The following is an 11,673-nucleotide window of genomic DNA, read 5'->3' on the forward strand; positions in this document are numbered from 1 at the left end:
GCTTCCATCATTTTTTCTGATGAATGAGCGCTGTAAACATGACTGAACCGCGTCAGGCGAAGTGGATTATTACGCTACGCACCTTTCTTGCCCGTTTCTGGCCGCATTCGCTGCCGGTTGCCAAAAAACAGATCGTTATCGCCAGCCTGGGGGCCGGATTAGGCCTGATGATCACCAGCCTGATCAGCCACTGGCTGCTGGGGCAGGTGAACCTGTGGTTTGTCGCGCCGATGGGCGCCTCGGCCGTCTTGCTGTTCGGCATGCCGAACAGCCCGCTGGCGCAGCCCTGGTCCATTGTCGGAGGCAACGCGGTGGCAGGGCTGATCGGCGTCACCGCCGCGCTGTTTATTCCTTATGCTCCGCTGGCCTGCGGGGTCGCCGCCAGCCTGGCCATTGCCGTGATGTTTCAGCTGCGCTGCCTGCATCCGCCGAGTGGCGCCGTGGCGCTGACGGCGATTATGGGCGGCGGCGGCGTTCATCAGCTCGGCTATCACTATGTTCTGACGCCGGTACTGCTGAACTCGGTCTGCCTGGCGCTGCTGGCGATTCTCTTTAATAACCTGGCGGGCCGGCGCTATCCGCATCCGCTGGCGACAGCCGAGACGAAACCCCTGCCAGTGGCGCTTGACGTTCCCGTCACGCGTGACGATCTGCATCAGGCGCTGGCTGAGGGAGAGCTGCTGGATATTGACGAAGACGATCTTCAGCAGCTGCTACAGCGCGCCGAGGAGATTGCCCGCGCCCGTCAGGCAGCGCGCGCTCAGCCTCTGAAGCGCGCCAGCTAGCTCATCAGGCTTACCTGCGCGGCGACGATACGCCAGCCGCCCGGCAGCCTCACCCAGCTCTGCTGCTGTCGGCCGATCTTCGCCGTGCCTTCGCGCGTAAACTCCGTGCTGCACACCGCATAATCTTCGCCGAAGGTGGTAATCACGCTGTTGCGCAGCGTGCGTGCCAGCCCGGCCGCAGGACGCTGGGCGCGGAAGGCGCGGATCTGCTCGATGCCATACAAATTTTCGCCCGCCCCCAGCCTGACGGTGCGCGCATCGTGCCAGAACAGCGCGTCCAGCGTCTCGATGTCATTGCTGACCAGCGCCTGCTCGTAACGATAAAAGGCGGCGGTAACCTCTGCCACGACGTGCGGCAGATTAATTGCTCTGTTTTCCATTTTGTTTATCCACACAGGTAATACCCTGCTGCTCAAGCGCAAACGCGACGCGCAGCGCGGCAGCTTCGTTAAAGGGCGCGGCGATCAGCTGTAATCCAATGGGCAGACCGCCTGCGGTCATCAGCGGCACGCTGCACACCGGCAGGCCGAGAAAGGAGATCGGCTGCGTCAGCATTCCCATACTGGCGCGCGACGGCAAATCCGTACCATTGATATGAATGGTGTCCTGACCGATCAGGGGCGCAGCGCAGGGCGTGGCTGGGGCGATCAGAACGTCAAACTGTTCAAACAGCGGCAGCACCTGCTGCTGAAAGTGACGGCGGAAGCGCTGCGCCTGCACATACCAGGCCGCAGGCAGCATCGCGCCCGCCAGCAGCCGCTCGCGCGAGGCAGGCTCAAAGCGCTCTGGCGCGCTGCGCAGCGCCGGCAGGTAGTGATTGCCTCCTTCGCTGGCGGTGAGAATAAAGGCCGCCGAGCGCGCCAGCTCTGCTTCCGGCAGCGTCACCTCATCCTGAATATTCAGCGCCCGCGCCGCCTGCGCCAGGGCATGACGCGCATCATCGTCGCACCAGGCAGAGAAAAAGCCGCCCAGCAGCGCGCAGCGCTGGCCCGTTTCGGCGAGTCCGGCCAGCGTCGGATCGGCAGGACGGTTCGCCTGGAAGGCATCGTGTTTATCCTGTCCTTGCAGCACGTCATATACCAGCGCCAGATCGTCAACGCGGCGCGCAAAGGGACCGATATGATCGAGGCTGGCGACAAAGGGGTGGCTGCCGCTGCGCGACAGGCGGCCAAAGGTCGGCTTGAGACCAAAGATACCGCACAGCGACGCAGGCACGCGAATCGAGCCGTTGGTGTCGGTGCCGAGAGAGAAGTGCGCCAGCCCGGCCGCAACCGCCGCAGCGGACCCGCCTGATGATCCTCCGGCGACGCGCGTCAAATCATGAGGATTGCGCGTCGCGCCAAAATGGGTGTTCTCAGTGGTAAAGCCGTAGGCGTAGGCGTCCATATTTACCATGCCGGAAAGCAGCGCGCCCGCGCGGCTCAGGCGGCTCACCGCCCAGGCATCCTGCTCTGCCGCAGGGCGATCCTGAAACAGCGCCGCGCCGGCCAGCGTCGTATGGCCCGCGACGTCAAACAGGTTCTTAACCGCGTAGGGAATACCGGCCAGCGACGGCAGGCGCTCCCCGCGCCGCTGGCGGCTGTCCAGCGCGTCGGCCTCGCGCAGCATACGTTCGGCGGTTATCTCAGTCCAGGCGTTCAGCGCCGCCTGTTGTTCAATGCCCTGCAACGTCTGCTGCGCCACTTCGCGCGCGCTAATGTCGCCGCGCTGAATTGCCTGCTGCAACGCCTGAACAGAAAAATCGCTGATAGTCATGGATGAAACACTCCCGCCACTTCGAGCCGCTCATCGAGCGGAAACGCCATCAGCGGCTCCGCCAGCGCGGCAATGCGCTCCAGCTGAATTAACAGCTCGGCGCGACGCGCGTCGTCCAGCTCCAGCGCCAGAATGCGCTCCATCTGAGCCAGGTAGAGTGTCCAGTCGGTTTGAGTCATGGTGTGCTCCTGTCAGAATCCACTTGCGCTGCCGTTGCTGCGCGGATCGCATGCGCCTTCCAGCATGCCGTTGTTGTGACGCACGATGGCGCCTGCATGGCCCACCGCCTCGCTGAAATCGGGTAGCAGCTCTACCTCGTGGCCCAGCTGGCGCAAACGTTCGACGGTTTCCGGCGCAAAGCGTCCCTCCAGCTTCAGCGAGTCGGAGGTCTGGCCCCAGGTGCGCCCCAGCAGCCAGCGCGGCGCGCTGACGGCCTGCTGAAGCGGCATACCCTGTATGACATGGCGGGTAAAAATAGCCGCCTGGGTTTGCGGCTGGCCGTCACCGCCCATCGCGCCATAAACCAGCGTACGGCCATCTTTCAGGCGGGCGGCGGCGGGGTTAAGCGTATGGAACGGCTGTTTGCCCGGCGACAGCGCCAGCAGATGATCGGGGTCGAGGCTGAAGGCCGCGCCGCGATTCTGCCAGGTAATGCCGGTGCCGGGGATCACCACGCCGCTGCCGAATTCGTGGTAGATGCTCTGAATAAAAGAGACGGCGAGACCGCTGCTGTCCATTACTCCCATCCATACGGTGTCGCCTGGCCCGCGTCCGGTTCCCCAGGGCGCGGCCTGCGCGTCGCTGATCTGGCTTGCAAGGGTGGCGAAGTGATCCTCGGTTAACAGCGACTGCGCCTCGCACGCCATATGACGCGGATCGGTGATATGGCGATCGCGGAGCGCGAAGGCTTTTTTGGTGGCTTCGACGATGCGGTGCACGGTCTGCGCGTCGTCAGCCTGCGCCATATCCAGCCGATCGGTAATGCCGAGGATCGCCAGCGAGACCATACCCTGCGTTGGCGGCGTCATGTTCCACAGATCGCCTTCGCTGTGCGCCACATGCAGCGGCGTACAGCGGCGCGCGCGCTGCCGCTGTAAATCGGCCAGCGTCACCGGCATGCCGAGCGCCGACATCTCGCGCGCCAGATGCTGCGCCAGCTCGCCGCGGTAAAAGCTGTCCAGACCCTGTTCGCTCAGCAGGCTGAGCGTGTGGGCCAGCGCGGGCTGGGTAAAACGGCTGCCCGCTCGCGGCGGCTCGCCGTCGGGCATAAAAGTAGCGGCAAAACCCGGCTGCTGTTCAAGCTCAGGACGTTTAGCGGCGGTCGCGGCGGCCTGCGACGCCGTGACCGGCATCCCGTCCGCAGCGTAGCGAATCGCGTCGCGCAGCAGGCGCGCCAGCGGCAGCGGTGCGCCGCCCAGCTCGCGGGAGAGCGTCAGCGCCTCTTGCCAGCCGCTCACCGTTCCGGCCACGGTTAAAGCGGCCGCCGGACCGCGATGGGGGATGGCGTCAGCGCCGTGATAAAAATCGGGATGCGCCAGCGAACCGGCCGCGCCGCTGGCGTCAATGGCGACAGGGTCGCCGTTCGGCGGCAGCACCAGCCAGAAGCCATCGCCGCCGAGTCCGTTCATATGGGGGTAGACCACGGCGACAGTGGCAGCGGCGGCCACCATCGCTTCAATCGCATTGCCGCCGTCGCGCAGCACCGCCAGCGCGCTCTCGCTCGCCAGGTGATGCGGCGCGACCGCCATGCCCAGCGGAGCCATATTGCTCTGAATCATAATTACGCTTCTTATCGGGTAACAGAGCGGGGATTCAAGCAAGAGCCGTTCCAGTTTTGGCGTTACCGCGCAGCAGCAGTAACCTGGATCGAATTGTGCTAGCTTTTGCTGAAACGAAAGTTACAGGGAAACGCATGAAACGGCTTGATGAACGGCTCCGAACTCACTATCCGCAGCTTTCTCCGCAGGAGCAGCGCATTGCGGACTTTGTCTTTGACCATTTTGACGATCTGATCAGCTATAACAGCGCTGAACTCGCCAGGCTCAGCGGCGTATCAAAGGCCACCGTCAGCCGCCTGTTTCGGCGGCTGGGCTATGACAAATACAAAGATATGCGCGACGAGCTGCGCATTCTGCGTCAGAGCGGAATGCCGCTGACCGACAACCGCGATGCGGTGCAGGGCAATACGCTGCTGGCGCGCCACTACAAGCAGGAGATGGCGAACCTGACCCAGTGGGTTAACAGTCTCGACGCGCAGCAGTTCGGCGACGCGGTGCGGCAGCTAACGCAGGCAAAGCGCATCTTTATTATCGGCATGCGCAACTCCTGGCCGCTGGCGCTGCACCTGCGCCAGCAGCTGTTACAGGCGCGCGCCAGCGTACATATTTTGCCGCAGCCAGGCCAGACGATGGCCGAAGAGATCGTAGATATTATGCCGGAGGATATGGTGGTGGTGATGGCGTTTCGCCGCCGCACGCGCCTGATCCGTCCGCTGATGCAGCAGCTGCAACAGCGCGATATTCCCCTGCTGGCGCTGTGCGAGCCGCAGGCGCAGTCCATGAACGGTCTGGCGCGCTGGCAGCTGTGCGCGCCGCTGGACAGCGTGTCGGCGTTTGACAGCTATGCCTCGGCGATGAGCCTGATCAATCTGCTGGCTAACGCGCTGCTGCATGAAATGCTGTCGCAGGGGCGTCAGCGCATCCATCAAATCGCCGACCTTTACCAGCAGCTGGACGAACTGGAGCACCGTTAAGAGGCGTCATTGTGGTGCATTGCCCCGTTTTGAATCTCTTTGCGCAGAGGCGCGCAATCCGCTTTTAGCGCGGATTGCGCGCTTCGCCTCAGCCTGTCGCCGCGCATGACATTGGCACATTAGTTGCAGACTGGTTAAGCAAGAATCTTTTGTTTCAGGTTAACTTACCGGGGTGCATAATGAAAAAGGCGTTGATGGCGGTAGCGGCGGCGGCATTACTGATGGTTCAGACCGGCAGTGCGCTGGCCGATCAGCTACAGGATATAGAGAAGCGCGGCGTGCTGCGCGTGGCGGTGCCGCAGGATTTCCCGCCGTTCGGTTCAGTGGGTACGGATCTGCAACCGCAGGGCTACGATATTGATACGGCGAAGTACCTGGCGAAGCAGATGAAACTTAAGTTGCAGCTGGTGCCTGTTACCAGCGCCAACCGCGTACCCTATCTGCAAACCGATAAGGTCGATCTGGTGATCTCCAGCATGGGCAAAAACCCTGAGCGTGAGAAAGTGATCGACTTTAGCCGCGCCTATGCGCCGTTCTTCCTCGGCGTCTTTGGCGCGAAAGGCGAGACGTTAAAAGATGCGGCTCAGCTTAGCGGCAAAAGCATTGGCGTGACGCGCGGAGCGGTAGAGGACATGGTGCTGAGCAGCCTGGCGCCCAAAGACGCGCAGGTGAAACGCTATGAAGACAACAACACCACGCTGTCTGCCTATCTCTCCGGACAGGTGGAGTATGTAGCGACCGGCAATCTGGTCGTGGCGGCGATTGCCCGCCAGAACCCGCAAAAGGCGCCGGTGGCGCAGTTTATGCTGAAAGATTCGCCCTGCTTTATCGGCCTGAAAAAAAGTGAGCCGGCCCTGAAGGCGAAAGTCGATGCGCTGATTGAGCAGGGCATTAAAGACGGCACGCTTAACAAACTGTCGGAAGAGTGGCTGAAAGCGCCGCTGCCCGCCAGCCTCGGCGCATAAGGGCGCATGATGCTCGGTCAACTTAATTTTCCCGCGCTCCTGCCTTACTGGCCGGAGCTGCTCGCCGGGCTGTGGGTCACGGTTCAGCTCACGGTGCTGGCCACCGTCGGCGGCGTCGGGCTGGGGATTTTCGGCGCGGCGCTGCGCAGCGGCAGGCCGAGCTGGGCCAGCCGCCTGTGGGGAGCCTATGTTGAGATCATCCGCAACACGCCTTTTGTGGTGCAGTTGTTCTTTATCGTGTTTGGCCTGCCTAATCTGGGGCTGAAGCTGACGGCGGGCGAGGCGGCGCTGCTGGCGATGCTGATCAATCTGGGCGCTTACAGCACCGAAATTATTCGCGCGGGCATTCAGGTGACGCCGAAAGGGCAGTGGGAGGCGGGGCGCGTGCTGGGGCTGACCCGCGCGCAAACCTTTCTGCGCGTCGTGCTGCCGCCCTCGCTACAGCGCATTTATCCGGCGCTGGTCAGCCAGTGCATTATCGTCATGCTCGGCTCGTCGGTGGTGTCACAGGTCTCTTATGAAGAGTTAACCTTCGCGGCCAACCTGATTCAGTCGCGGACCTTTTTAAGTTTTGAGGTCTATGTGGTGACCACGCTGATCTATCTGCTGTTATCCATCGCCATGCGCCAGGTTCTGCTGGGGCTGGGGCGGAGATGGTTTGGAGTCCAGGCATGATGACGACTTTTACCGACTGGGACATTTTGCGCAATCTGCTGCTGGCGGCGCGCTGGACCCTCCTGCTGTCGCTCGCCGCCTTTTTCGGCGGCACGCTGGTGACGCTGCCGCTGCTGTTTTTACGTCTGCTACAGCGCCGCTGGCTGACGCGTCTGATTCGCGGCTATACCGAGCTGTTTCAGGGCACGCCGCTGCTGATGCAGCTCTTCCTGGCCTTTTTCGGCGTCGGCCTGTTCGGCATCGACGTCGCGCCCTGGACGGCGGCGTCGCTGGCCCTGACGCTCTATACCAGCGCCTTCCTGCTTGATATCTGGTTCGGCAGCATTCGCGCCCTGCCGAAAGGGCAGTGGGAGGCGTCGCGCTGCCTCGGTCTGAGCTTCGGCCAGACGCTGTGCCGGGTTATCGCCCCGCAGGCGATCCGCATCGCCATCGCGCCGACGGTCGGCTTTGCGGTGCAGGTGATCAAAGGCACCGCGCTGGCCTCGATTATCGGCTTTATCGAACTGACTAAAGCCGGAACCATTCTGAACAACGTGACGTATCAGCCCTTTAAGGTGTTTGGCCTGGTCGCGCTGGGCTACTTCCTGATGTGTTATCCGCTGTCTCGCTACAGCCAGTATCTGGAGAAAAAATTCCATGCCGCTCATCACCATTAATCAGGTGCAGAAATACTACGGCGATAATCACGTGCTCAAGGGCGTCGATCTCGACATCGAAATGGGAGAGGTTATCTCCATTATCGGCCGCAGCGGATCGGGTAAAAGCACGCTGCTGCGCTGCATGAACGGGCTGGAAGGCTATCAGGAGGGCAGCATTAAGCTCGGCGGCATGACCATCACCGACCGCGACACCCAGGCGCGCGAAATCAGCCGCTCGGTGGGCATGGTATTTCAGAACTTTAATCTGTTCCCGCATATGACCGCGCTGGAAAACGTGATGCTGGCGCCGCGCCGGGTGCTCAAGAAAAGCGAGGCGGAGTGCCGCGCGCTGGCGGCGCAGATGCTGGAGAAGGTCGGTCTCGGCGAGCGCCTCGACTACTACCCGGCGAACCTGTCCGGCGGCCAGCAGCAGCGCGTGGCCATTGCCCGCGCGCTGGCGATGAATCCCAAAGTCTTGCTGTGCGACGAGATCACCTCCGCGCTCGATCCCGAACTGGTGGGGGAAGTGCTGAAAGTGCTGGAGCAGCTCGCCGCCGAAGGCATGACATTAATCCTTGTTACCCATGAGATGAACTTTGCCCGCGACGTCGGCGACCGCGTGGTCTTTATGCATCAGGGGCGCGTCTGGGAGCAGGGCAGCAGCAAAACCCTGTTCGCCGCTCCGCAGACGCCAGAGCTAAAACAGTTTATCTCGTCGGTGCGACTCTAAATTCATAAGGAAATCAACATGGAAACTCGCTACCCGCAAATCAATCCCCCGCAGCGTCTGCTGATGGGCCCTGGCCCGATCAATGCCGATCCGCGCGTGCTGCGCGCCATGTCGACTCAGCTGATCGGCCAGTACGATCCGGCGATGACGCACTATATGAACGAGGTCATGGCGCTCTATCGCGGCGTCTTCCGCACGGAAAACCGCTGGACGCTGTTGATCGACGGCACCTCACGCGCCGGGATCGAAGCGATCCTGCTGTCGGCGATCCGCCCCGGCGATCGGGTGCTGGTGCCGGTATTTGGCCGCTTCGGCCATCTGCTGTGCGAAATCGCTCGCCGCTGTCGCGCCGAGGTCCATACGATTGAGGTGCCGTGGGGCGAAGTTTTTACCCCGGACCAGGTGGAAGACGCCATCAAACGCGTCAAACCGCGCCTGCTGCTGACGGTGCAGGGCGACACCTCGACCACCATGCTGCAACCGCTGGCGGAGCTGGGCGCCATTTGTCAGAAATACGGCGTGCTGTTTTATACCGACGCTACGGCTTCGCTTGGCGGCAATGCGCTGGAGACCGACGCCTGGGGGCTGGATGCCGTGTCGGCAGGCATGCAGAAATGCCTTGGCGGCCCGTCCGGCACGTCGCCGATCACCTTAAGCCCGCAGATGGAAGAGGCGATCCGCAGGCGTAAATGCGTTGAAGAGGGCATCCGCACCGCCGCGCATCAGGATGGCGACGAAGAGATAATCTACTCTAACTACTTCGATCTCGGCATGATCATGGATTACTGGGGACCGGAGCGCCTTAACCACCACACCGAGGCCACCACCGCGCTGTTCGGCGCGCGCGAATGCGCGCGGCTGATAATGCAGGAGGGGCTGGACGCGGGTATCGCCCGCCATAAGCTGCACGGCGACGCGCTGCTGAAGGGGATTCAGGGCATGGGGCTGGAGACCTTCGGCGACCTGAGGCACAAAATGAACAACGTGCTGGGCGTGGTGATCCCCCAGGGCGTCAACGGCGATCAGGTGCGTCAGCTAATGCTGGAGGATTTCGGCATTGAGATCGGCACCTCGTTCGGTCCGCTGCACGGTAAGGTGTGGCGCATCGGCACCATGGGCTACAACGCGCGTAAAGACTGCGTGATGACCACGCTGGCGGCGCTGGAAGCGGTGCTGGCGCACGTGGGCTTCCGGGCGACCCAGGGCGCGGCCATGCAGGCGGCCTGGGATCACTACGGGAGTCAGGCATGATCATGAACGCCGTAGAGGCGCAGTTCGCCGCCGAACGCGTGATGGCGCGCTGCGATGCGCTGGCGGCGATCAGTGAGTCGCCGGATAACCTGACGCGCGTCTATCTTTCGCCGGAGCACCTTCGCGCCAACGCGCAGGTGGGCGAGTGGATGGCGCAGGCGGGAATGCGCGTCTGGCAGGATGAAGTCGGCAATATTTGCGGCCGCTATGAGGGCATCAACCACGGCGCGCCCGCGCTGCTGCTCGGCTCGCACCTCGATACGGTGCGCAACGCCGGACGCTACGACGGCATGCTGGGCGTGCTGACCGCTATTGAAACCGTGCAGTGGCTGCATGATAACCAGCAGCGTTTACCGCTGGCGGTAGAGATTGTTGGCTTCGGCGATGAAGAGGGGACGCGCTTCGGCATTACGCTGCTGGGCAGCCGGGGCATTACCGGAAGCTGGCCGGAGAGCTGGACCACGCATCCGGACGGAAACGGCATTACCGTGGCGCAGGCGATGGCCGATGTTGGGCTGGACGCCGGGGCGATTCCGCGCGCCGCGCGCGACCTGAACGACATCGTGGCCTATCTTGAGCTGCATATCGAACAGGGACCCTGCCTGGAGCAGGAGGGGCTGGCGCTGGGCGTCGTCACCGCCATTAACGGAGCGCGTCGTCTTAACTGTCGCTTTACCGGCGAGGCAGGCCACGCGGGAACGGTACCGATGACGCATCGCAAAGACGCGCTGGCCGCCGCGGCAGAGTGGATGGTATTTATTGAAGCCACGACGCGCGAACAGGATCCGCAGCTGGTGGCGACGGTGGGAACGCTGAGCTGCGCGCCGGGCGCGGTTAACGTTATCCCTGGCGAGGTTGCGCTCTCGCTGGACGTGCGCGGCCCGCAGGATCTGCCGCTGGAGCGGCTGCTGTCGAGCCTGCTGACCCAGGGCGAGGCGATCGCGCTGCGACGCGGTCTGCGTTTCGACGCGGAAGAGTATTACCGCATCAGCGCCACCGCCTGCGACGGCGCGCTGCAACAGGCGCTGAGCAGCGCGGTGGAGACGGTGCAGGGTCGCACGCTGGCGCTGCCGAGCGGCGCAGGCCATGACGCCATCGCGATTGCCGAGCGCTGGCCGGTGGGCATGCTGTTTGTACGCAACGATCGCGGCATCAGCCATCACCCGGCGGAAGCGGTGATGAGTAGCGACGTGGCGCTGGCGGTGCGCGCTTATCTTCAGGCGGTGTGTCAGCTGGCGCAGCGGAGTGCGGTATGAATCTCGCCACCTTTAACGCCCTGCCGCAGGACGCGGCGCAGGCGGCTATCGCCCACTGCGTCGCCATTCCACGCTGGCAAGAGGCGCTGGTCTGCGCCCGGCCCTTTGTTTCTGCGTCAGCGCTGCTGGCAGAGGCAAACCGGCTGGCGCAGAGCTGGAATGCCGCCGATCTGGCGCTGGCGCTGACGGCGCATCCGCGCATCGGCGAGCGCGCCGCAGGCGCGGACAAAGAAGCCGCGCTGTCCCGTCATGAGCAGGCGGCGATGAGCGAGGCCGACGCGGCGCTAAAGCAGGCGATGCTGGCGGGAAACCAGGCCTATGAAGCGCGCTTTGGCCGTGTTTTTCTTATTCGCGCCAGAGGGCGCAGCGGCGAGGAAATGCTGGCTGCGCTTCAGCGCCGGTTGGCGCATGACCCGCAAACGGAAGAGCGTGAAACGCTCGAACAGCTACGTGAAATTACCTTATTGCGCCTGAAGGAGAGCCTGACATGAGCACGATTACCACCCATATTCTCGACACGGCGCTGGGCAAACCCGCGATCGGCGTGGCGATCTCCCTTGAGCAAAACAGCCCGGAAGGCTGGCTACCGGTCGCCGAAGGCAGTACCGACAGCGACGGACGCGTTAACGATTTGACGCCGGAACCCTTAACGCCGGGCCATTACCGTCTGACGGCGGAAATCGGGGACTATTTCGCCGCCGACGGACGCGACGCGCTGTACGTCTCGGCGCAAATCGACTTTGTTATCGCCGAGGCGGGCAGCCATTTTCACCTGCCGTTTTTAATCTCTCCCTGGTCGTGGTCTACCTATCGGGGTAGCTGATTTTGAAAGCTAACGGCTATCAAAACTAGCGGTTTTTCCAGAT

14 protein-coding genes are annotated in these 11,673 nt (G+C 62.9%); 10 read left to right on the top strand and 4 right to left on the bottom strand.

The window, feature by feature from the left end; genetic code table 11:
- The first annotated feature begins 38 nt into the window (after positions 1–38).
- The gene (locus BBB56_RS02685) at positions 39–785 is read left to right on the top strand and encodes an HPP family protein (RefSeq protein ID WP_123798563.1); all 747 of its coding nucleotides are present in this window, start codon (positions 39–41) and stop codon (positions 783–785) included.
- Here BBB56_RS02685 and hpxZ read toward each other — a convergent pair.
- Genes hpxZ through BBB56_RS02705 form a run of 4 tightly spaced genes read right to left on the bottom strand, consistent with a single transcriptional unit; the run spans position 782 to position 4,318 of the window.
- Entirely contained in the window at positions 782–1,165 is a 384-nt protein-coding gene (gene hpxZ, locus BBB56_RS02690; RefSeq protein ID WP_123798565.1) for an oxalurate catabolism protein HpxZ, read from the bottom strand. The two genes, BBB56_RS02685 and hpxZ, sit on opposite strands and share 4 nt — an antisense overlap.
- Positions 1,146–2,540 (bottom strand): AtzE family amidohydrolase, encoded by a 1,395-nt coding sequence (locus tag BBB56_RS02695; protein ID WP_123798568.1) that lies wholly within the window; start codon positions 2,538–2,540, stop codon positions 1,146–1,148. Before BBB56_RS02695 ends, hpxZ begins: the two co-directional genes overlap by 20 nt.
- On the bottom strand, positions 2,537–2,719 hold the full coding sequence (gene hpxX / locus BBB56_RS02700) for an oxalurate catabolism protein HpxX (protein ID WP_123798570.1): 183 nt from the start codon (positions 2,717–2,719) through the stop codon (positions 2,537–2,539). Before hpxX ends, BBB56_RS02695 begins: the two co-directional genes overlap by 4 nt.
- 12 nt (positions 2,720–2,731) lie before the next feature.
- Entirely contained in the window at positions 2,732–4,318 is a 1,587-nt protein-coding gene (locus tag BBB56_RS02705) for a gamma-glutamyltransferase family protein (protein WP_123798572.1), read from the bottom strand.
- Positions 4,319–4,452: 134 nt separating this feature from the next.
- Between BBB56_RS02705 and hpxU the strand changes: the two genes are divergently transcribed.
- From hpxU to uraH, 9 genes are all read left to right on the top strand, one after another.
- Entirely contained in the window at positions 4,453–5,292 is an 840-nt protein-coding gene (hpxU, locus tag BBB56_RS02710; RefSeq protein WP_123798574.1) for a MurR/RpiR family transcriptional regulator HpxU, read from the top strand.
- Positions 5,293–5,471: 179 nt separating this feature from the next.
- The gene (locus BBB56_RS02715) at positions 5,472–6,257 is read left to right on the top strand and encodes a transporter substrate-binding domain-containing protein (protein WP_123798576.1); all 786 of its coding nucleotides are present in this window, start codon (positions 5,472–5,474) and stop codon (positions 6,255–6,257) included.
- Positions 6,258–6,266: 9 nt separating this feature from the next.
- Entirely contained in the window at positions 6,267–6,932 is a 666-nt protein-coding gene (locus BBB56_RS02720; protein ID WP_123799412.1) for an amino acid ABC transporter permease, read from the top strand.
- Positions 6,932–7,588 carry an amino acid ABC transporter permease gene (locus tag BBB56_RS02725; RefSeq protein WP_199756191.1) on the top strand — a complete coding sequence of 219 codons (657 nt, stop codon included), beginning with the start codon at positions 6,932–6,934 and terminating at the stop codon, positions 7,586–7,588. Before BBB56_RS02720 ends, BBB56_RS02725 begins: the two co-directional genes overlap by 1 nt.
- Entirely contained in the window at positions 7,569–8,300 is a 732-nt protein-coding gene (locus BBB56_RS02730) for an amino acid ABC transporter ATP-binding protein (protein ID WP_123798580.1), read from the top strand. Before BBB56_RS02725 ends, BBB56_RS02730 begins: the two co-directional genes overlap by 20 nt.
- A gap of 18 nt (positions 8,301–8,318) precedes the next feature.
- A complete protein-coding gene (locus BBB56_RS02735) occupies positions 8,319–9,551 on the top strand; it encodes a pyridoxal-phosphate-dependent aminotransferase family protein (protein WP_123798582.1) in 1,233 nt (410 codons plus the stop codon).
- Entirely contained in the window at positions 9,548–10,807 is a 1,260-nt protein-coding gene (hpxK, locus tag BBB56_RS02740) for an allantoate amidohydrolase (RefSeq protein WP_123798583.1), read from the top strand. Before BBB56_RS02735 ends, hpxK begins: the two co-directional genes overlap by 4 nt.
- The gene (gene uraD, locus BBB56_RS02745) at positions 10,804–11,298 is read left to right on the top strand and encodes a 2-oxo-4-hydroxy-4-carboxy-5-ureidoimidazoline decarboxylase (protein ID WP_123798585.1); all 495 of its coding nucleotides are present in this window, start codon (positions 10,804–10,806) and stop codon (positions 11,296–11,298) included. The genes hpxK and uraD overlap by 4 nt, the downstream gene beginning before the upstream one ends.
- The gene (gene uraH / locus BBB56_RS02750; protein WP_123798587.1) at positions 11,295–11,630 is read left to right on the top strand and encodes a hydroxyisourate hydrolase; all 336 of its coding nucleotides are present in this window, start codon (positions 11,295–11,297) and stop codon (positions 11,628–11,630) included. Before uraD ends, uraH begins: the two co-directional genes overlap by 4 nt.
- Positions 11,631–11,673: the final 43 nt, after the last annotated feature.

It is taken from the genome of Candidatus Pantoea deserta, from assembly GCF_003813865.1.
Classification (GTDB): Bacteria; Pseudomonadota; Gammaproteobacteria; order Enterobacterales; family Enterobacteriaceae; genus Pantoea; species Pantoea deserta.

Excerpts from the sequence above, each read along its gene's own strand:
- hpxX (WP_123798570.1), bottom strand. The coding sequence starts at position 2,719 with ATGACTCAAACCGACTGGACACTCTACCTGGCTCAGATGGAGCGCATT.
- uraD (WP_123798585.1), top strand. The coding sequence starts at position 10,804 with ATGAATCTCGCCACCTTTAACGCCCTGCCGCAGGACGCGGCGCAGGCG.
- hpxZ (WP_123798565.1), bottom strand. The coding sequence starts at position 1,165 with ATGGAAAACAGAGCAATTAATCTGCCGCACGTCGTGGCAGAGGTTACC.
- hpxU (WP_123798574.1), top strand. The coding sequence starts at position 4,453 with ATGAAACGGCTTGATGAACGGCTCCGAACTCACTATCCGCAGCTTTCT.
- BBB56_RS02705 (WP_123798572.1), bottom strand. The coding sequence starts at position 4,318 with ATGATTCAGAGCAATATGGCTCCGCTGGGCATGGCGGTCGCGCCGCAT.
- BBB56_RS02735 (WP_123798582.1), top strand. The coding sequence starts at position 8,319 with ATGGAAACTCGCTACCCGCAAATCAATCCCCCGCAGCGTCTGCTGATG.
- BBB56_RS02685 (WP_123798563.1), top strand. The coding sequence starts at position 39 with ATGACTGAACCGCGTCAGGCGAAGTGGATTATTACGCTACGCACCTTT.
- BBB56_RS02730 (WP_123798580.1), top strand. The coding sequence starts at position 7,569 with ATGCCGCTCATCACCATTAATCAGGTGCAGAAATACTACGGCGATAAT.
- BBB56_RS02695 (WP_123798568.1), bottom strand. The coding sequence starts at position 2,540 with ATGACTATCAGCGATTTTTCTGTTCAGGCGTTGCAGCAGGCAATTCAG.
- uraH (WP_123798587.1), top strand. The coding sequence starts at position 11,295 with ATGAGCACGATTACCACCCATATTCTCGACACGGCGCTGGGCAAACCC.
- BBB56_RS02725 (WP_199756191.1), top strand. The coding sequence starts at position 6,932 with ATGACGACTTTTACCGACTGGGACATTTTGCGCAATCTGCTGCTGGCG.
- BBB56_RS02720 (WP_123799412.1), top strand. The coding sequence starts at position 6,267 with ATGCTCGGTCAACTTAATTTTCCCGCGCTCCTGCCTTACTGGCCGGAG.
- BBB56_RS02715 (WP_123798576.1), top strand. The coding sequence starts at position 5,472 with ATGAAAAAGGCGTTGATGGCGGTAGCGGCGGCGGCATTACTGATGGTT.
- hpxK (WP_123798583.1), top strand. The coding sequence starts at position 9,548 with ATGATCATGAACGCCGTAGAGGCGCAGTTCGCCGCCGAACGCGTGATG.